The 19,627-nt window shown below is 59.4% G+C and carries 20 protein-coding genes; 7 read left to right on the top strand and 13 right to left on the bottom strand.

Annotated features, from left to right (window positions below; all coding sequences use genetic code 11):
* Position 1 precedes the first annotated feature (1 nt).
* From FHX08_RS28195 to FHX08_RS28185, 3 genes are all read right to left on the bottom strand, one after another.
* Positions 2-208 (bottom strand): hypothetical protein, encoded by a 207-nt coding sequence (locus FHX08_RS28195; RefSeq protein WP_132657092.1) that lies wholly within the window; start codon positions 206-208, stop codon positions 2-4.
* 86 nt (positions 209-294) lie between these two features.
* Positions 295-1,014: a tellurite resistance TerB family protein gene (locus FHX08_RS28190; RefSeq protein WP_132657093.1), complete on the bottom strand. Its 720-nt coding sequence runs from the start codon at positions 1,012-1,014 to the stop codon at positions 295-297.
* A gap of 131 nt (positions 1,015-1,145) precedes the next feature.
* Complete coding sequence (locus FHX08_RS28185; RefSeq protein ID WP_132657094.1) at positions 1,146-1,784, bottom strand: 2-dehydro-3-deoxy-phosphogluconate aldolase; 639 nt, start codon at positions 1,782-1,784, stop codon at positions 1,146-1,148.
* Positions 1,785-1,935: 151 nt separating this feature from the next.
* Between FHX08_RS28185 and FHX08_RS28180 the strand changes: the two genes are divergently transcribed.
* The 4 genes from FHX08_RS28180 (at position 1,936) to FHX08_RS28165 (ending at position 4,860) form a co-directional block, all read left to right on the top strand.
* Complete coding sequence (locus FHX08_RS28180; RefSeq protein WP_132657095.1) at positions 1,936-2,424, top strand: CYTH domain-containing protein; 489 nt, start codon at positions 1,936-1,938, stop codon at positions 2,422-2,424.
* Entirely contained in the window at positions 2,402-3,310 is a 909-nt protein-coding gene (locus FHX08_RS28175; RefSeq protein WP_132657096.1) for a CHAD domain-containing protein, read from the top strand. Before FHX08_RS28180 ends, FHX08_RS28175 begins: the two co-directional genes overlap by 23 nt.
* A 74-nt stretch (positions 3,311-3,384) precedes the next feature.
* Entirely contained in the window at positions 3,385-3,858 is a 474-nt protein-coding gene (locus tag FHX08_RS28170; protein WP_132657097.1) for a VOC family protein, read from the top strand.
* A 72-nt stretch (positions 3,859-3,930) separates the two neighbouring features.
* Positions 3,931-4,860 (top strand): rhodanese-related sulfurtransferase, encoded by a 930-nt coding sequence (locus tag FHX08_RS28165; RefSeq protein ID WP_132657098.1) that lies wholly within the window; start codon positions 3,931-3,933, stop codon positions 4,858-4,860.
* 6 nt (positions 4,861-4,866) lie between these two features.
* Here FHX08_RS28165 and FHX08_RS28160 read toward each other — a convergent pair whose 3' ends face one another.
* The 3 genes from FHX08_RS28160 to FHX08_RS28150 form a co-directional block, all read right to left on the bottom strand.
* On the bottom strand, positions 4,867-7,059 hold the full coding sequence (locus FHX08_RS28160; protein ID WP_132657099.1) for an EAL domain-containing protein: 2,193 nt from the start codon (positions 7,057-7,059) through the stop codon (positions 4,867-4,869).
* Between the two features lie 82 nt (positions 7,060-7,141).
* A complete protein-coding gene (locus FHX08_RS28155; protein WP_132657100.1) occupies positions 7,142-7,345 on the bottom strand; it encodes a hypothetical protein in 204 nt (67 codons plus the stop codon).
* Positions 7,346-7,591: 246 nt separating this feature from the next.
* Entirely contained in the window at positions 7,592-8,965 is a 1,374-nt protein-coding gene (locus FHX08_RS28150) for a GH1 family beta-glucosidase (protein WP_132657101.1), read from the bottom strand.
* Between the two features lie 241 nt (positions 8,966-9,206).
* Here FHX08_RS28150 and FHX08_RS28145 point away from each other — a divergent pair, with 241 nt between their 5' ends.
* Positions 9,207-9,611, top strand: coding sequence for a DoxX family protein (locus FHX08_RS28145; RefSeq protein WP_184328079.1), 405 nt, complete (start codon positions 9,207-9,209; stop codon positions 9,609-9,611).
* Positions 9,612-9,689: 78 nt separating this feature from the next.
* Here the strand turns inward: FHX08_RS28145 and FHX08_RS28140 are convergent, their stop codons facing one another.
* The 5 genes from FHX08_RS28140 to FHX08_RS28120 form a co-directional block, all read right to left on the bottom strand.
* Positions 9,690-10,877 (bottom strand): Gfo/Idh/MocA family protein, encoded by a 1,188-nt coding sequence (locus tag FHX08_RS28140; protein ID WP_132657103.1) that lies wholly within the window; start codon positions 10,875-10,877, stop codon positions 9,690-9,692.
* 29 nt (positions 10,878-10,906) lie between these two features.
* Complete coding sequence (locus FHX08_RS28135; protein WP_184328078.1) at positions 10,907-11,962, bottom strand: sugar phosphate isomerase/epimerase family protein; 1,056 nt, start codon at positions 11,960-11,962, stop codon at positions 10,907-10,909.
* A gap of 247 nt (positions 11,963-12,209) precedes the next feature.
* Complete coding sequence (locus tag FHX08_RS28130) at positions 12,210-13,157, bottom strand: substrate-binding domain-containing protein (RefSeq protein ID WP_132657105.1); 948 nt, start codon at positions 13,155-13,157, stop codon at positions 12,210-12,212.
* 86 nt (positions 13,158-13,243) lie between these two features.
* Positions 13,244-14,248: an ABC transporter permease gene (locus FHX08_RS28125; protein ID WP_132657106.1), complete on the bottom strand. Its 1,005-nt coding sequence runs from the start codon at positions 14,246-14,248 to the stop codon at positions 13,244-13,246.
* 78 nt (positions 14,249-14,326) lie between these two features.
* Complete coding sequence (locus FHX08_RS28120) at positions 14,327-15,853, bottom strand: sugar ABC transporter ATP-binding protein (RefSeq protein ID WP_132657107.1); 1,527 nt, start codon at positions 15,851-15,853, stop codon at positions 14,327-14,329.
* A 168-nt stretch (positions 15,854-16,021) separates the two neighbouring features.
* Here FHX08_RS28120 and FHX08_RS28115 point away from each other — a divergent pair, with 168 nt between their 5' ends.
* Together FHX08_RS28115 and FHX08_RS28110 are read left to right on the top strand one after the other, a co-directional pair.
* Positions 16,022-17,053 carry a LacI family DNA-binding transcriptional regulator gene (locus FHX08_RS28115; RefSeq protein ID WP_132657108.1) on the top strand — a complete coding sequence of 344 codons (1,032 nt, stop codon included), beginning with the start codon at positions 16,022-16,024 and terminating at the stop codon, positions 17,051-17,053.
* A gap of 86 nt (positions 17,054-17,139) precedes the next feature.
* Complete coding sequence (locus FHX08_RS28110) at positions 17,140-17,544, top strand: ester cyclase (RefSeq protein ID WP_132657109.1); 405 nt, start codon at positions 17,140-17,142, stop codon at positions 17,542-17,544.
* On the opposite strand, the gene FHX08_RS28105 is transcribed toward FHX08_RS28110, so the two are convergent.
* Together FHX08_RS28105 and xylA are read right to left on the bottom strand one after the other, a co-directional pair.
* Complete coding sequence (locus FHX08_RS28105; protein WP_132657110.1) at positions 17,528-18,148, bottom strand: class I SAM-dependent methyltransferase; 621 nt, start codon at positions 18,146-18,148, stop codon at positions 17,528-17,530. The genes FHX08_RS28110 and FHX08_RS28105 overlap by 17 nt on opposite strands.
* A 146-nt stretch (positions 18,149-18,294) precedes the next feature.
* Positions 18,295-19,605: a xylose isomerase gene (gene xylA / locus FHX08_RS28100; RefSeq protein WP_132657111.1), complete on the bottom strand. Its 1,311-nt coding sequence runs from the start codon at positions 19,603-19,605 to the stop codon at positions 18,295-18,297.
* Between the last annotated feature and the right edge of the window lie 22 nt (positions 19,606-19,627).

The following is a 19,627-nucleotide window of genomic DNA, read 5'->3' as shown; positions in this document are numbered from 1 at the left end:
CTCAGGGCTTCCGGCTGCGCTGATAGAGTGCCCGCAGCCAGAATATGCCGAAGAAGCACATCAGCAGGCAGACACCGACGATGACAGCCAATGTCGGAGAGAAACTGCCGATCCACAGCACGATCGTCGGCAGGAAATAGATCACCAGCCCGGCGCAAACCAGAATGATAGCGGCGGCAATCGCCTGCGAACGGCTTTCCGGGCTCATGGCTATAATCACTCCTCTGATCCGGGAGTGGATAGGCCAGCCGCCTCGCAAAGGCAACTGGGCCCGATATCACTGGCACCCCGAGATTACTGGGACAAAGTGACCTTGGCGGAGGAGACCGTCGCTTCGATGTGATCGACGAGCTGATCGGCAAGGCCAAGCCTGCCGGCAAGCAGATCGAGATAACCGCGTTCGGCACGCGAATCCGGCTCGATCGTCAGCCGTGAGGCCGTATAGAGCTCGACCTTCTGCTCCTCGGTCACGGCGGCTGCGACGAGCGCATCGATATCGGTTGGCTCGGAAAGCTCGCGCTCGATGAAGCTTGCGGCCTCACCACTGACATCGGCGGCCTTGACCCTGTCCATGATAAGCGCGCGCTCCCCATCGTCGATGTGACCGTCGGCCTTGGCGGCGGCGATCATGGCGCGGATGAGGACGAGCACGAATTCGTTGCTGGCCGCCGGCGAAGCCGACCCAAATCCGGATTCGGCAGGCGGCGGCAGGAGAACGGGATTGTTTGCCGTCGGCGCGTCGGAAGGCGCGGCAGGCGCCTGCCCGGCCTGATAGTTCTTCCACGCCTGATAGCCGAGGCCTGCAATGGCTGCGAGACCGCCAATAGTGATGGCATTGCCTGCGAGGCTGCGGCCGGTCTTGGTACCGAGAAGCACCGCGGCAAGGGCGCCGGTCTTCAGGGGATTGTCCTTCGCCATCTGGATCGCATCGCCGGCCCGGTCACGTACGCTGCCGCCCACGCCCGGCACCTGTGACCCCAGAAACTGGTCGAGTAGTTTCTTCGCGTCGAACATGTCTTCGTCTTCTCCCTGTTTTAAAGGCCGGAGGAGAACATAGGTTTGCGACTGCCGAAATACAAACGAGGGCAGCACGGCCACCCTCGTTCAAAACTTATCGGCATTCAAAATCCGACGGGCTTGGGAGCTCAGCCCTTCAGCGCGAAAGCTTCTGCGGCAAGCTTGGTGATGCCTGCCCAGTCACCTGCTACGACCAGCTCCTTCGGCGCGACCCACGAACCGCCGACGCAGATGACGTTGGGCAACGACAGATAGTCATTCGCGTTCTTCAACGAGATGCCGCCAGTCGGGCAGAAGAGCGTGCCCGCCAGTGGCGAAGATAGCGCCTTGAGATAGGCAGCACCACCCGCCTGCTCGGCCGGAAAGAACTTCAACACCTGATAGCCTTCTTCGCGCAGCGCCATGACCTCGCTTGCGGTTGCGGCCCCCGGTAGCAGCGGAACATGAGAATCGGCTGCGGCATCCAGAAGTTCCTGCGTCGTGCCGGGGCTGACGATGAACTTGGAACCTGCCTGCACTGCGGCTTCCCAATGGGCGGCGTTGAGGATTGTGCCGGCGCCGACTTCCGCGCCTTCCACTTCAGCGGCAACGGCGCGCACGGCATCGAGAGCGGCCGGCGTGCGCATGGTGATCTCGATAGCCTTGAGACCACCGGCAACGAGCGCGCGGGCGAGAGAAACGGCCGACTTCGTATCCTCGACGATCAGGACCGGAACGACAGGCTGGAGTTTCAGGATGGTAAGGAGTTTCGCTGTCTTCTCGCCCATGGCCACAGTTCCCTTAAACGATTGAAATCGGCTTTCGAATAGCGCCCTCACAAGGGCTTGTCGAGATAAAACCGGCCCGTGCGACAAGACGGGTATTAAATCGTTGGAAACTCGGGTAGGCTGACATAATCGTCACAAAAGGTTCATTCGTATGGCGAAAGAGATCGAACGGAAGTTCCTCGTGCGAAGCGATGCATGGCGCTCCGCAGTGCAGTCGAAATCGGTCCTGAAACAGGGCTATGTCGTCTCAATGGATGACCGCTCCGTACGCATCCGCATATCAGACGAAAAGAGTGCGCGGCTGACGCTGAAGATCGGCCGCAGCACCCTCACCCGCGACGAATTCGAATACGAGATTCCGGTTTCCGACGCCGAGGAACTGTTAGAAAACGCCACTGGCATCGTGATTGAAAAAACACGTTACCTCGTGCCCCATGAAGGCTTCGTCTGGGAAGTCGATGTCTTCGCAGGCGTCCATCGCGGCCTCGTCATCGCCGAAGTCGAGATGCAGGCAGAGACCGACAATCCCTCACTGCCCACATGGCTCGGCCGCGAGGTGACGGGCGACTTCCGCTATTCCAATCAGGCGCTTGCGACAGAATTCGAGCACGACAGGCATGGGCTATCGCATACGGCCTGAGGCCGACTTTACGGACGAGTTCCGAAGCGCCGCCGAGGAGCAACTCACGCAGGCCATCACCGCTCTGGAAGAGCGGCCGGATGGTACCCATGAGGCGATTCACGCTTTCCGCAAGAACATGAAGCGGCTGCGCTCGCTCTATCGCCTTGTGTCCCGTGAGGTGCCAGATTTCCAGAAGCGTGAGAATGCACGGCTGAGGGACACGGCAAGGTCGCTCTCGGCCATCCGCGATGCCGCAGCAATCGTCGGCACCGGCCGATACCTGCAGGAGAGTGCTCGCAACACTGAAGAGGCAGAGGCGCTCGGCCGCATCGTTTCCATTCTGGAAGCGCGTCGCGACTGGATGGCGGAAGCCGAAAGCGGTCTCGAGCAGCGGCTGCATGATACTATCGGGGCGCTGCGGGAAGCGATCGCAGCGCTCGACGATGTCGCCTTTGACAAGAGCCACCGCAAGAATGCCCGCATGCTGGCAAAAAGCTGGCGCAGGACCGCGTCGCGTGCCAGGCAAGCACTCGATGCCTGCCATGAAGATGCGGCCGCCGAAGATTTTCATGAACTGCGCAAGCGCACTTACGATTACCGCCTCTATCATGCGCTTCTGCGGGATCTCTGGCCGAGCGCGATGAAGGTCAAACGCGACGTCGCTAAGGACCTTGTCGAACGGCTCGGGCACATCCACGATCTCTCCGTGCTTTCAGGTCTTGTCGAGGCAGAACCGCAGCTCTTCACCCGCAACGACGATCTCGCCCATCTGCTGGATGCCATCATCTTCCGCCAGCAGGAAGATCGGCGCGAAGCGCTGCTCGGCGCCGAAACGCTCTATGGTGACGCTCCGGAAGAAGAAGCGCAGCGCCTGGAGCTGCTCTGGGTGTCTGTCCGCAATTGACGCATTTACCCATTGACCTCAACTTACCCTGAGGTCCTAGCCTCGACCCGGTCAAAAAACCGATCGAGGAACATATGCCCGCAGACAATGCAACGCCCCACATCCAGGGCATCTACGAAACCCATCTCACCGTCACCGATCTGAAGACCTCCATTCCCTTCTACCGCGATATTCTAGGCCTTGAACTTGCCGCAGAATTTCCGGAACGCCGCATCGCCTTCTTCTGGGTGAACGGTAAGAGGAACGCCATGCTCGGCCTCTGGGAAACCGGCACCGCCCCCTTAAAGATGCGCCTGCACATGGCCTTTCGGCTGTCGCAGGAGGAAATGATGCGGGCGCCGGCGTTACTGATCGACAAGGGGCTGAAGCCGCATGGCTTTCATGGCGAGCTGATCACCGAACCAATCGTCATAGGCTGGGTGCCAGCGCTCTCGCTCTATTTCAACGATCCCGACGGGCATTCGATTGAATTCCTGAGCGTGCTCGGCGACGAGCCGGACTCCGCTTTCGGCATGCGGTCCTATACGGAATGGAGGGCCCGCAGATAAGTCGTGATCACAAGAGGCCAGACTTGCGTAATATCATTGCGCAAGTCCGGCGTATTCTGTATTTCCACGCGCATGACCGACAATGTGATCCGGACAAGCCCGTTCCTCGTGGCAGCACTTTACCATTTCGTCTCGCTACCGCGTTACGAGAGCCTTCAACAGCCTCTGCAAACGCTCTGCGAAGAGAATGGCGTAAAGGGCACGCTTCTACTTGCCCATGAAGGCATCAACGGCACGATCGCAGGTCCGGATGCCGGCATCCGCACCGTGCTCGCCTTCCTGCGCGCCCAGCCGGAATTTGCAGCACTTGAGCATAAGGAGAGCCGCGCTTCCAAGATGCCTTTCCTGCGCATGAAGGTGAAGCTGAAGAAGGAAATCGTCACCATGGGAGTCGAGAATATCGACCCCAACAAGGTGGTTGGAACCTATGTCGATCCTGCCGATTGGAACGCGCTGATCTCCGATCCCGATACGATCGTCATCGACACGCGCAACGACTACGAAACGGCGATCGGCACCTTCCGCGGCGCGGTCGACCCGAAGACTAAGACGTTCCGTGAGTTTCCCGACTGGGTGCGCAATAATCCGGGTCTGCACAACAAGCCGAAGATCGCCATGTATTGCACCGGTGGCATCCGCTGCGAGAAGGCGACGGCCTTCATGAAGGAACAGGGCTTCGACGAGGTCTATCACCTCAAGGGCGGCATCCTGAAATATCTGGAAGAAGTGCCGCAGGAAGAAAGCCTGTGGGACGGAGCCTGCTTCGTCTTCGATGAGCGCGTTTCAGTCGAACACGGCCTGAGGGAGGGCGAGCACAAACTCTGCCATGCCTGCCGTAATCCGATCACGGCCGAGGAGGTCACTTCGCCGCATTACGAGGAAGGTGTTTCCTGCAGCAACTGCTATCACACGCGCAGTGAGGAAGACCGCCTGCGCTATCGTCAGCGCCAGCACCAGATCGCGCTCGCCAAGAAGCGCGGCCAGAAGCATATCGGCACGTAAGAGATTTTAGCCTGCGAAGCGGCGCTGCGGCTGGATCTTGCGGCGTTCCTGCAACAGGCCGTTGATCTGGTCGGCCGCCATCGGTTTGCCGAAGAAATAACCCTGCAGACAATCACAGCCGAAGAGACGCAGGCCAACGGCCTGCTCTTCCGTCTCGATGCCTTCGGCCGTGACGGGAATGTCGAGCGCGCGCGCAAGCGCCACGGTGGCTTGCAGCATTTCGCGCTGGCGGCTGTCAGTCGTAATGTCGGTCACCAGCGAGCGATCGATCTTTATGCGGTCGAAGCCGAACTGGCGAAGATAGCCGATCGACGAGAAACCGGAGCCGAAGTCGTCGAGCGCCACTTTCACCCCGAGCGACTTCAGCCGCTCGATCGACTGGCGCGTACGCTGCGGGTTCTGGATCATGTAGCCTTCTGTGATTTCCAGCGTGAGGCGGCTCGCTTCGATCTCCGTCTGTTTTAGGACGTAACGAACATAATCGGTAAAGGCGGGATTGCGGAATTGCCCTGGGGAAACGTTGACTGAGATCTTCAGCTCCGGCCATTGCTTTGCCGTCTCGCAGGCTTTGCGCAGCACAAACAGGCCGAGGGATTCGATGAGCCCGCTCGTCTCGGCAATCGGGATGAATATCTCAGGCGAAACCGGGCCGTGACCCGGTCGGTTCCAGCGCACCAGCGCCTCAACGCCATTCATCTCGTGAGTCGCTGCGTCTACCAACGGCTGGTAGGCAAGCGTCAGATCGCCGCTTTCGATCGCCATACGCAGGTCAAGTTCCAGCGCATTGCGCTGTGCGCGATCCGCATCCATGGCGGGCTCGTAAAGCGTCATGCGGGCACGGCCAGCTTCCTTTGCCTTGTACATGGCAAGATCGGCGCGACGCACCAGTTCTTCACGGTCCACCGAGCCAAGCGGCGACATGGCAATGCCGATGCTGGCGCCGACGACGACAATCCGGCGACCGACCTCCAGAGGTTCGGCAAGAAAATCGAGAATTTGCTCGGCGAGCTGCAGTGCAGCGGCGTTTTCCGCGTCCGAAAAGAAAGCGATTGCGAACTCGTCACCGCCAATGCGTGCGAGCACCGCACCACCGGGGATCAGCACATCCAGTCCGGCCGCGACGGCCCGGATGAGCTGATCGCCAGTGCCGTGGCCGTAACTGTCGTTGACTTCCTTGAACCCGTCGAGGTCGAGGTAGAGCAGCAGGACGTTACGCTTCGTCTGCCGAGCTTCCGCAATGAAGCTGTCGACCGCAAGCCCCAGGCCGTCACGGTTGAAAAGGCCACTCAGGCGATCGCGAAGCGCTTCTTCGCGCGCACGGTTTTCCTCTGCCTTCAGGCGTTGTCCGGCCAGCCAGCCGATGATGAGCAGGACGATGAAGAACAGGCCGACAAGACCGAGCGCCTGGATGACCATGGGCCTGACCTGCGCATAACCAATATCGCCGGGCGATCGCGAGATCCAGACGAGCTTGCTGAGAACTGCACCGGCGGGGTCGGCGATCTCGACCGAATAGGCAGCGGCAAAATCCGCAGGCACCAGCCGCAATCCATTTAGCACGTAAGTCGTACCGAGAGCCGAGACCTTGGCATCATCGAGATGCCGGGCAAAAATCAGGTAGCGATGTTGACCGCTCGGCACATCGAGCGCACCGGATTTCTCGCGCACGAGCGCAACACCGACGGCAGCAATCCCCCTTTCAGTCTTGAGGAAACCGATTGCCTGCGGCTTGCCGCCGGCACCGGGCGCGCGCGCCTCCTCCAGAAGGAGCCAGAGAGATGGGCCGAAAAAGCCGCTGACTGGCTTTTCCATCGGCGAACCGTCCTGGTAAGCCATCACGGTCTTTTTCTGGTCGTCGATAACGACCGCCATGTCAAAAAGGGAGCTGTTGGCCGACATCTCACCGTAATTGCTGATGGTCCATGCCATGCCTTCCGGACGGTAGACATTGGCGGCCGCATCGTCCCAGGCGGCATAATCGTCTAGCGTGGCGGCAAGCTGGTCTTCGAAGGTCTTGAGAGCGCCAACGGTCGTTTCGCGCGAACGCTCGTCGTCGAGAGTATTGGCATTTTCGGCAACGCGTTCCAGCGCAGTTAGAACCATGACGGTGACAACAGCGACGATGACCGCAAAGGAAAAAAGCACGCCAGTAACCGTGGTATGGCGACCCAAGCCTGATCCGTTGCTTCTAGACCTCATGACTGCCGGCAATTCATACAACTCCCCGTTCAGGAAATCTTTGCAGTCAACGGTCAAGAAACGCTTAAAAATTTGAGAATTATCAAGAATCCGGCTCCCCATTTACATCGGTATCAAACGCCGCAGCATCGCGAGTTTCCTGAGCGCAACGCTGATTTCTGAATTTCTTCTGGATGAGACCGCCATCCTTGCAGTCAAGAAGGCGATCCTGATCGGCCTCTGTCTTTTGATTCCAGCAATCACAATCACCGGCGGCAGCGGCTTTTCGCTTGCCCGCGGCCGTCATTCGCCGGCTACCGACAGGAAACGCATGCGCATGAAGATCATTGCCGCCAGGGGCTTGAGCTTCGCGACCCTTTCCACATCATGCAGTTTCCGGAAATACTGGCCGGTTCCGTCCAGCTTTCGCTGCTCGCGCTCAATTTCAGTGACGGCCGGAAAATGACGAGAGGGAAACGTCTCGCCGCGGCAAAAAACATTGAATGCGATCTGAAACGGCAGGGGACAGATGCCCTGCCGAAAACCCGTCGGCTCAGACAGCCTTGTGATTGCCCTTCGGAAACTGGCTGGCGAGTTCCCGATACCACTTGCCGCTCTTCTTGACGGTGCGGACCTGCGTTTCGTAATCGACATGGATGAGGCCGAAGCGCATGCGATAGCCTTCCGCCCATTCGAAATTGTCCATCAGGCTCCAGGCAAAATAGCCGCGCATCGGATAACCGTCCTTGATCAGGTCGGCGACGACGTTGAGATGGTCGCTGACATAGTCGAGGCGCATGACGTCATCGACCTCTCCATTGATGACACCGGTATTGTCGCAGGCACCGTTCTCGGTGATGTAGCATTCCGGCAGATCGTAACGGCGATAGAGATCCTCGACGAGCAGCTTCAAGCCCGGCGAGTAGACCTCCCAGCCGATATCGGTCTTCACGTCGCTTGCCGGAGGCGCTTCGACTGTCCAGGGGAAATCGCCCTTGCGGCTTTCATCGTCCGCGACACGCTCCGGCTTGTAATAGTTGAGGCCCCACCAATCGAGCTTCTGGTTGATGATCTTGAGATCGCCGTCCTCGATGATGGGCATGCGGTCGCCGAGTGCTTCCACGAATTCATTGGGATATTCGCCCTTGAAGACGGGATCGAAGAAGGCACCGTTGTGGAACTGATGCGCGCGCTCGCCGGCAGCAAGATCGGCCGCGCGGTCCGAGCCCGGAATGATGGAGGAAGCATTGAGCACCAGACCGACGGGCACGTTCGGCGCCTCCGAACGGATTGTCTCGACGCCGAGACCGTGCGCCAGATTCATGTAGTGCATGGCGTGTAGCGCCGCCTGCATGTTGCGCTCGCCCGGCGCATGAATGCCGTAGAGGTGGCTGAGCCAGACAATGCACCAAGGCTCGTTGAAGGTGGCGACGCTATCGAGACGATCGCCGAGGCGATTCATGACGGTCTTGGCATAACGCTGATAGGCATAAGCCGTCGAACGTGCCGTCCAGCCGCCGTCACCGGCCAGCAGCAGTGGCAGATCCCAATGGTAGAGCGTCGCGAAGGTCTTGATGCCGCGCGCCTTGCAGCCGTCGACGAGACGATCGTAGAAATCGAGGCCTTTCTCATTCACTGGGCCGGTGCCATCGGGGATGATCCGCGGCCAGGCGATCGAGAAACGATAGGCGTCGACGCCCATATCCTTGATGAGATCGAGGTCTTGGTCCAGCCGATTATAGTGGTCGCAGGCGACATCGCCGTTGTCGCGATTATAGACGCGGCCGGGCATATTGCAGAAAGCGTCCCAGATGGACGGCTTGCGGCCATCTGCCTTGCTGGCACCCTCGATCTGGAAGGCGGCGGTGGCAACACCGAAGGTGAAATCGCCGGGGAAGCGGTCTGCAAGCGTTTTCGGATCGAGCATCTCTAAATCCCATCTCTCAATTGTGGACTGACCGTTTGCGCCGGGTCTAGCCAAGCCCGAACGCAAAGTACAGGCCGGTAGACGGAAAAACTGCAACGTTACAGGAGGAAAGACAAGAGAGCGGCAAGGCTGCCACAGACCGTTTCTCTCGATCTCATAACGCCAATGTCAGCAGTCGTGACTTGCTGTGGCGATCCCGATCCTTACACGGGAAAAGGCATCATAATATGAAAGGAAACGAATGCTTTCTTCGATCCATCTGCTGCAGCCGCATCTCTTGAGCCTGCTGCGCATCGTCTCGTCCCTCGTGCTTTTCAGCTACGGAACACAGAAGATCCTGCATTTCCCGACCGCGGCAAGCGTGCCGCCCGTCGGATCGCTTTCCTGGGTTGCCGGCCTCATTGAACTCACACTCGGTTTCCTGGTGCTGATCGGTTTCCGGACACGCATTGCGGCCTTCGTGCTTTCTGGCCTCATGGCTTCTGCCTATTTCATCGGCCATGCATCGAAGAATTTTTATCCGGCACAGAATGGCGGCGTTGCCGCGATCCTGTTCTGCTTCGTTTTCCTCTATCTGGTCGCAGCCGGCGCAGGCCCATTCAGTGTGGATAACCTGCTGAAGCGCGATCGCAACGCTGCTGCCTGAACATAAAAGAAATGCAAACGCCGAGACGGTAAAACCGCCTCGGCGTTCTCATGATATGCGCTTGGTCAGCGCTAAACGTCAGACCTTCACCCAGGCGCCGTTGCGCTTCGAGGAGGCGACGCAAGCTTCGACGAAAGCGACACCCTTCACGCCATCATCAACGGTCGGATAGATCACGGCTTTGTCGACAGCCTTGCCCTTCTTGTGAGCGTTAATGGCATGTGCGGCCTCCGTATAGATCGTCGCAAAGGCTTCAAGATAGCCTTCCGGATGACCCGAGGGAACGCGGGAAACGCGGGCGGCGGCGGCACCGGACCCGGCGCCGTTGCGGGTAATCAGCCGCTTGGACTCGCCGAACGGCGTGTACCAGAGATAGTTCGGATCGGCCTGGACCCATTCGAGACCACCCTTGGTGCCATAAATGCGCACCTTGAGGCCGTTCTCATGGCCCGGTGCCACCTGGCTGCACCAGAGCATGCCCTTGGCCGGCTTTTCCGAACCCTTGGCCTTGAAGCGCAGCATCACATGGGCGTTGTCGTCGAGACGACGGCCCGGCACGAAGCTGTCGAGGTCAGCAGCAAGGCTGTCGAGCTCGAGGCCTGTGATGAACGAAGCCAGGTTATAGGCATGTGTGCCGATATCACCGGTCGAACCGCCGACACCCGACTGCGCCGGGTCGGTGCGCCATGCAGCCTGCTTCTGGCCGGACTGCTCGATCGCTTCCGTCAGCCAATCCTGGGGATATTCAGCCTGGACGATGCGGATATCGCCGAGTTCGCCGTTGGCGACCATTTCGCGCGCCTGACGAACCATCGGATAGCCTGTATAGTTATGCGTCAGGATGAAGAGCGCGCCGCTTTCGTCGGCAACCTTCTTCAGCTTCTTGGCGTCGGCAAGGTTGGACGTCAGCGGCTTGTCGCAGATGACGTGGATGCCGCGGCGCAGGAATTCCTTGGCGGCGTCATAATGCACGTGGTTCGGCGTGACGATGGAAACGGCTTCGATACCGTTCTTCAGCTTGGCTTCGCGGATCGCCATTTCGCGGTAGCTGGAATAGGTGCGCGAGGGATCGAGACCGAGATCGCGACCGGACTGAACAGCCTTTTCCGGCGTGGATGACAGCGCGCCGGCGATCAGGTCATACTGGTCGTCGATACGCGCTGCGATGCGGTGCACGGCGCCGATGAAGGCCCCTGCCCCGCCACCCACCATGCCGAGCCGGATGCGTGGCTCGCGGGTCTGTTCGGATGATGCTTCAATTGCCATTATATTCTCCTCGAATTCTCGAAACCGGCTTACGCCAGACCCAGCATGCGCCGGTTAGCGGCCTGGTCAGTACCGCCGGCAGCGAAATCGTCGAAGGCCTTCTCGGTGACGCGGATGATGTGCGCCGAAACGAATTCAGCGCCTTCACGCGCACCGTCTTCAGGATGCTTCAGCGCGCATTCCCACTCGACCACGGCCCAGCCGTCGAAATTGTTGGCCGTCATCTTGGAGAACACGGCGCCGAAATCGACCTGGCCGTCGCCCAACGAGCGGAAGCGGCCGGCACGCTCGACCCAGCCCTGATATCCGCCGTAAACGCCCTGACGCCCGTTGGGATTGAACTCCGCATCTTTGACGTGGAACATCTTGATACGGTCTTTGTAGATGTCGATATTGTCGAGATAGTCGAGGCACTGCAGGATGTAGTGCGACGGATCGTAGAGCATGTTGGCGCGCGGATGGTTGCCGACACGCTCCAGGAACATCTCGTAGGTGATGCCGTCATGCAGGTCTTCACCCGGATGGATTTCGTAGCAGACGTCGATGCCATTTTCGTCGGCATGGTCGAGGATCGGCTTCCAGCGGCGGGCAAGCTCGTCAAAGGCGGTCTCGACGAGACCGGCCGGACGCTGCGGCCACGGATAGATGAAAGGCCAGGCAAGCGCGCCGGAGAAGGTCGCATGAGCCTTGAGACCGAGGTTCTTCGAAGCGGTCAGCGCGTACTTGACCTGCTGAACGGCCCATTCCTGGCGGGCCTTTGGGTTGCCACGCACTTCGGGTGCGGCAAAACCATCAAAGGCTTCGTCATAGGCCGGATGAACGGCAACGAGCTGACCCTGCAGGTGGGTGGAGAGTTCGGTCACCTCGACACCGTTTTCACGTGCCTTGCCTGCGAATTCATCGCAGTAGTCCTTGGACGTTGCAGCCTTCTTGAGGTCGATGAGCTGGCTTGCCCAGGTCGGAACCTGCACGCCCTTGTAGCCGATATCGGCCGCCCATTTTGTGATCGCGTCCCAGGAATTGAAAGGAGCGGTATCGCCGGCAAACTGCCCGAGGAACAGGCCTGGTCCCTTGATCGTCTTCATGTCAGTTTCCTCCCTGAATATCGATCGTAAACGTTTTCGAGAAATCTTAGCGCGCCGTTCGATAAGAAAGGCGCCTCCCCGCCTATGCGAAGGATTTAGCGGGGGAGCCAAAAATCGACGCGGTCTGGAACTAATCACGCTCGCCACGGAACGGCAAGAGGTACGTGCCGCATTTTGGCTTCAACTTGTCTGAAGGTACGAAAAATGCGCCCATCCTTTCGAACGGGCGCATGCATGAAAGCAGATATCAGAACGGAGAATCCGGGAAGTAGAAGTTCTTGGCATTATCCTTGGTGACCAGCGTTGCGTCGAGGATGTAGTTGCCGTGAACCGGAACCTGATCGTAGAGCGAAGCAGCCGTCAGTTCCATGGCCGTTCCGACCATTGCCGGCGGATAGAGAACGTCGACCGGGATCAGCTTGTCGCCGTCCATGACCTTCTTGATCATGTCCTTGGAGCCGGCACCGGCAACGACATACTGAATGTCGGTGCGCTTGGCCTGCTCGATGGCCTGGAGAACGCCGACAGCCATATCGTCATCCTGACACCATACGACGTCGATCTTCGGATACTTGGTCAGATAGTCCTGCATGACCTTGAAGGCATCGTCGCGGTTCCAGTTGCCATACTGGCGATCGAGAACCTTGACCTTGGAGCCAGCGATACCCTTATCGAAACCGTCCTGGCGCTGCTGATCGATCGGGATCGGCAGACCGCGGATGACGACAACCTGAGCTTCCGGAGTCTTTTCGGCAATGTACTTGCCGGCAACTTCACCGAGCGCCGGGTTGTTGCCAGCGACATAGAGGTCACGTACGGAATTGTCGTTGTTCGACGGCGCGCGGTCGACGAGTGCAACGAACTTGCCCTTGCCCTTGACTTCCTTGATGGCGTTGACGAGCGGATCCGGATCGGACGGCAGGATGACGAGCGCGTCGATGCCCTGCGTATCGAGGTCCTGCACGGCGTTTGCCTGCGTTGCGGCATCCGGCGAGGTCTTGACGATGACGTTCAGGCCCGGATGTTCTGCCATCAGCTTCTTGGCAATGCGCTCGGCGTGAAACACCACACCCGATGTCCAGCCGTGGTCGGCGGCCGGAATGGACACGCCGATCGTGTAATTCTTGTCCTGGGCGTAGGCTGCGCCGGCAAAAGCCACCCCCGCAACCGCCAGACCCAACATGAGCTTGCGCATGCTATTTCCTCCCAAAGATATCAGGGACTTTTCAATTCGAGCCGGGTGCCCTGGATAGCCCGGCCAATCCGAGAAGCGGACTTGTCTTACGATTTGCGCACGAGCGACCGCTGCACCAGCATGGCGATGATGATGATTGCACCCTGGATCGCGCCGATGAGGTACTCGCTGATGAAGTTCGAAAGCAGCATGATGTTGCCGACGAGCTCGAGAATGAAGGCTCCGCAGATCGTGCCCCAGACACGGCCCGCGCCACCCTTCAGCGCCGTACCACCGACGACGACAGCCGTAATGGCCTGCAGCTCCCACAGGATGCCGGTCGTTGCCGAAGTCGACCCGAGGCGCGGCACATAGAGCAGCACGGCGATCGCTACGCACAGCCCCTGGATGACGAAGGCGATGGTGCGAACGCGGTTGACCGCAATGCCGGAATAGCGAGCAACATCGCTGTTCGAGCCGACTGCGACGACATGGCGGCCGTAGCGCGTGCGGTAAAGGATGAAGGCCGCGATGGCCGTGACGAGGAGAATGACGACGATCGGCACTGGAACGCCGAGGATGTTGCCGAAATAGGCCGGACGGTAGAGCGTCTGGATATCAGCCGAGCGCAGCGTGATCGCGCCACCCTGCGACAGCCATGTTGTCAGGCCGCGATAAATGCCCATTGTGCCGAGGGTAGCAATGAAGGGTTCGATCTTGCCGACTGTGGTGATGAGGCCGTTTGCGAGACCACAGAGCGCACCGGCAACCACGGCAAAGGCAACAGCTGCTGTCAGCATCAGCGTAGGATCGGCGATGACGCCGGAATTGATGAGCAGGATCATCAGGCTGGCGACGAAGGCCACCATCGAGCCGACGGACAGGTCGAGGTCGCCGGCCGAGATCACGAAAGTCGCCCCGACGGCGATGATCGCGATGAAGGCGCAGCGCGTCGCGACATTCGTGAGATTGGTGATGCCGATGAAATTGGGATTGACCAATGCGCCCACGACGAGAAGCAAAGCCAGTGCGGCAAAGGGTGCAACCGCGCGCAGATCGATGTCACGCCAGGACCTGCGCCGGATTTCCCTGGTCTCCTCGTTAATACTCATTTCCAAAACTGACCTCCCGTCCCATGATCGCTGGGCACTTCTTTGTCCCGCGCGCGGCAACGCCGCGCTTTGCCGGCATCAGGCCGCTGCCTGGCGCTTCAGCCCCGCGGCGTAACGCATGATTTCCTGTTCGGAAATTTCATCCCCTTCGAGGATGCCGACGATCCGGCCTTCGCGCATGACCGCCACGCGCGTGCAGAGACCGATAATCTCCGGCATTTCCGAGGATACGACGATGATCGACCGCCCATCGCGGGCGAGCGCCGAGATGAAATGATAGATCTGCTGCTTGGTGCCGACATCGATGCCGCGCGTCGGCTCGTCGATGATGATGATCTCTGGCTCGGTTTCCATGACCTTGGCGAGAAGCAGTTTCTGCTGATTGCCGCCTGACATGCGACCGGCGATGATATTGCCGTCGCGCACGCGGATGTCGAAACGACGCTTGGCCCTGGCAAGCGCGGCCGCCTCGCTGCTCGGGCTCAAATAACCGTGGCTGACGTGGCGTTCCAGAGACTGAAGCGTCAGGTTTGCAATCATGCCCGAGCCGAGCAGCAGCCCCTTCGACTTGCGATCCTTGGTCATATAGGCAAGGCCGGCGCGATTGGCCGCGCGCGCATCACCCGAATGGACGACTTCCCCGTGAATGACGACCTCGCCCGACAGGCGCGAACGCAAGCCGGCGATCGCTTCCATCAATTCCGTACGGCCGGAGCCAATCAGGCCGGAGAAACCGATGACTTCCCCCTTACGCACCTCGAAGCTCGCGTCCTGCACATAGCCGGTCGAAACCGAGCTGACGCGAAGAACCACTTCCTCGTCCACATTAGGCTCCACCTTGGTGGGATAGAGGCTGGAGAGCTCGCGGCCGACCATCAGCTGCGCGATGGACTCTCCATCAAGCATGGAAGTTGGCGCCGTCTTGACCCACTGGCCGTCGCGGAGCACGGTGACCTTGTCGGTCAATTCCATGACTTCGTCGAGCTTGTGCGACACGAAGACAAAGCTGGTGCCCTTTTCGCGCAGCTTACGCACCTGCTTGAAGAGCATATTGGTTTCTTCGCGCGACAATACGGCCGTCGGCTCGTCCATGAAGACGACACGGGCATCGCGACTGATGGCCTTGGCGATCTCGACCATCTGCTTGTCGGCGATCGAAAGCGAGCTGATCATCGCATTCTCGTCGACATGCGAACCAAGCATGTCCAGCACCCGGCGCGTCTCCGCGCGCATGTATTTGCGGTCGAGCACGCCAAAATGCGTGACCTCGCGACCCAGGAACAGGCTCTCGGTCACGGTCAAGTGTTCGGCGAGGTTGAATTCCTGATGGATGATGACAATGCCGAGCGCTTCGGCGGCACCGTTCGGGGGTAGCACGACGGATTTGCCGTCAAGCAGGATTTCGCCTGAAGTCGGCTGCTCGAAACCGGAGAGAATCTTGACGAGAGTGGATTTTCCGGCGCCGTTTTCCCCCATCAGCGCATGGATCTCACCGGCGCGAAGATCGAAATTGACGCTGAAGAGGACCTGTACGCCGCTGAAAGACTTGCAAATGCGCCTGGCGGACAACACCACTGGCGCAGCCTCTGCGCTATCGACGGTCATAATTTTCTCCCTGCGGCTCCCGTCCGCTTATGTTTGGCATATGTAAACCTTTACATCAGGCATGTAAAGGTTTACATCGTTGATTTACACAGACTTGTTGGCGGCCGCCTTTGACCTCTCGGTAAGTCTGTGTAGTGTGCGGCGAAGACAGCCCAAGGCAGAGCCCCCGTGTCGAATTCCACGCCCGCAACCATCGAAGACGTCGCCCGGATCGCTGAAGTTTCCATCGCGACGGTTTCCCGGGCAATCCATACGCCTGAAAAGGTGGCCAATTCCACGCGGCTGAAGGTCAATCAGGCGATTGCCGTCACCGGCTACACGACCAACGCGATGGCACGCAGCCTGAGGCTTGGCCGTTCCAACATGATTCTTGTGGTGGCGCCCGATATCGGCGACCCCAATTTTTCCAACATCCTGATCGGCCTGGAGAACGAGGCCCGCGCCCATGGCTACGGCATCCTCATCGGCCACACGCAGAACGACGCGCAGCGCGGCCTCGAATATCTGAAATTCTTCAATTCCAACCAGGCGGCAGGCCTCATCCTCTTCACCGGCATCCTGCCCTTCGGCCATCAGACCGTGACGGCCCAGCTGCCGCCGAGCGTTGGCGTCTTCGAGCCGGTCTTCAACGGCGGCATTCCCTATGTCGGCGTCGACGATATCGAAGGCGCGAGGAAAGCTGTAGACCTGTTGCTCGCGGAAGGACATCGCAAGATCGCCTTTATCGGCGAATCCCGCACCCGCCTCGCCTACAGCCGCCGCCGCCAGGGTTATGACGCAGGCCTCGATGCCGCCGGTGTCCCGAAGGACATGCGCATCGTGCTGGAAGGCGACGGCACGATCGAGAGCGGCCGTCATGCCGTGGAGCAACTCTTTATGCGCGACACCTTGCCGACCGCCTTCATGTGCGTGAACGACCAGACGGCAATCGGCGTTATGATTGGCCTTAACGCCCGCGGCTATAATATTCCGCAGGATTTCTCCGTGACCGGCTTTGACGATGTGCCTCAGGCCGTCTTCATGAGCCCGTCGCTAACGACCATTCGCCAGCCGCGCACAGCGATCGGCAAACAGGCCATGGCCCTGCTGCTCGAACTGCTCTCCAACGCCCGACCGGCCGAGACGGAGATCCTGCTGCGGCCGGATCTCGTGGTGCGAAACTCCGTCTCGGCACCGCCGCGCCACTGGCAGAAACGATAGGTTCGAAGTTACCAATCTGCCATTGCCGGAACTCCATACAGTCCTAATTTTGGCGACGGACTCCTTGTGAAGTCGAGGCAATCTAGATGTCGCGAGATCTGCTGGCTGACAGGTACCGAGGTTACATTGCCTGCCTGAACGGGCAGGATTGGGATAACCTGAGAAACTTCGTCCACGAACATGTTCGCTATAATGGCGAGCACATTGGCCTGTCCGGCTACCGCGAGATGCTCGAAGGCGATTTTCGCGCCATTCCCGATCTCTTCTTCGACATTCAGTTGCTGATCTGCGAGCCGCCGCGCGTGGCAAGCCGTCTGCAGTTCAACTGCACACCCAGGGGCGAGTTGTTCGGTCTTCCGGTCAACGGTAGGAAGGTGCAGTTCGCTGAAAACGTCTTCTACGAATTCCTGGACGAGAAGATCGCGAACGTCTGGTCGATCATCGACAAGGCCGCCATTGAGGTCCAGCTTCGACTTATGCGATCCGTTTGAACGTGCTGAACTGAAATTTCTGCACGCTCTCCCAAGGTGTCGAATGATCGTGGCGACGGCTGTCGATCAGCTTGAAACCTGCTCCGAGAAGATCTCCCAGACTGTCCGGACTGTGACGCGCGACAGGCAGGCCACTGCACTTCTCCGGCCCGTCAGGGGCGAACGTCCCCATAATCAGATGGCCGCCGAATTTCAAACCGCGCTTCAGCCGCTCGATATAGGCCGTCTGCTGAGTCTCATCAGTCAGGAAATGAAAGGCTGCGCGATCGTGCCAGATGTCGTAAGCCAGCGGTGGCTCCCAAAGGGTGGCGTCAGCGGCAATCCACTTTACCTCGTCACCTTTGGCGCCGAGTCGCTTTCGCGCCGTATCCAGTGCGGCTTCCGAGAGATCGAGCACCGTTACATCGCGAAATCCTTCGGCAAGAAGGCTATCGACCAGCCTTGAAGCTCCACCGCCGATATCGACGATCGCGTCCGATTGTTTTGTTTGCGCAAGATGGATCAATTCGAGGGACGGCGACGGGCTTTCCTGAAACCAGCTGACATCCGTTTCACCCTTCGTCGAATAGACATTTTCCCAATGCAGTTTGCGATCGTCTGCCATGAAATGCTCCACACCGTTTCATCGCGGTCGCCAATGGCATGCCAGATTTCTGTCTGCCCGACCAGTGCAGCGTCATCGCCAGCTTCGCTAACGAAAAAAGCCGGGAAGCGTTCGCTCCCCGGCTCTTCAAAAAGTCAGACCGGCAATCAAACGTAGCGGTTGACGATGTTTTCGAGCAGTTCCTGCTTGCCGGACTTCGGCTGCGGGTTGACGTCCTTGCCTTCGACCCACTGCGCGATCTCTTCCAGCGAATATTCACCACGAAAGAGCTTCTGGCCTTCAGCCGAATTCCAGCCCGCATAGCGGTCTGCGAGCGGCTGCGAGAGGGCCTTGTCTTCGATCATCTTGGCAGCAGCCTTCAGGCCGCGGGCGCAGCAATCCATGCCGCCGATATGACCGATCAGCAGGTCTGCCGGGTCAAGCGACTGACGGCGCAGCTTGGCGTCGAAGTTGGTGCCGCCGGTCTTGAAGCCGCCACCTGCCAGGACGTGGTAGTAGGCAAGCGCCATTTCCGGAACGTTGTTCGGGAACTGGTCGGTGTCCCAACCGGACTGGTAGTCGTTGCGGTTCATGTCGATCGAGCCGAAGATGCCGAGCGCATTGGCGAGCGCCAGCTCATGCTCGAAGGAATGGCCGGCGAGGATCGCATGGCCCTGCTCGATATTGAGCTTCACTTCGTTTTCGAGGCCGTGCTTCTTGAGGAAGCCGTAGACGGTCGCGACGTCATAGTCATACTGGTGCTTGGTCGGCTCCTGCGGCTTCGGCTCAATGAGGATCGTGCCCTTGAAGCCGATCTTGTGCTTGTACTCGACGACGAGGTTGAGGAAGCGGCCGAGTTGATCGAGCTCGCGACCAATATCGGTGTTGAGCAGGGTTTCATAACCTTCGCGGCCACCCCACAGAACATAGTTCTCCCCGCCGAGCTTCTGCGTGGCGTCGATGCAGGTCTTGACCGTCGCGGCAGCGAAAGCAAAGACCTCCGGATCCGGATTAGTCGCAGCACCCGACATGTAGCGGCGGTTGGAGAAGAGGTTCGCCGTGCCCCAGAGCAGCTTGGTGCCGGTGGCAGCCTGCTTCTCGGCGAAGTAATCGACGATCTCGTTCAGATTCCTGGTGTTTTCGGCAAAATTCTTGCCTTCCGGACGCACGTCGGCGTCATGGAAGCAGTAGTAAGGCGCCCCGAGCAGCGAGAAGAATTCGAAAGCGACGTCAGCCTTGAGCTTGGCAGCCTTCATCGTGTCTTCGAACCACGGCCGCAGGAAGGTCTGACCGCCGAAGGGGTCGCCGCCAGGCCAGGTGAAGGTGTGCCAGTAAGCAACGGCGAAACGCAGATGATCTTCCATGCGCTTGCCGAGGACGATCTCGTCCGGCTGATAATAGCGGAAGGCCAGCGGATTGGTGCTGTCGGGGCCTTCGTACTTCACTTTCTGGATGTCGCCGAAAAATCCGGTGCTCATTTGGGTTCTCCTTGGGTTCAGT

This window comes from Rhizobium sp. BK529 (assembly GCF_014194105.1).
Classification (GTDB): domain Bacteria; phylum Pseudomonadota; class Alphaproteobacteria; order Rhizobiales; family Rhizobiaceae; genus Rhizobium.
Note: the sequence above shows the minus strand (reverse complement) of the source record. Positions and strands in the feature narration are given on the sequence as shown.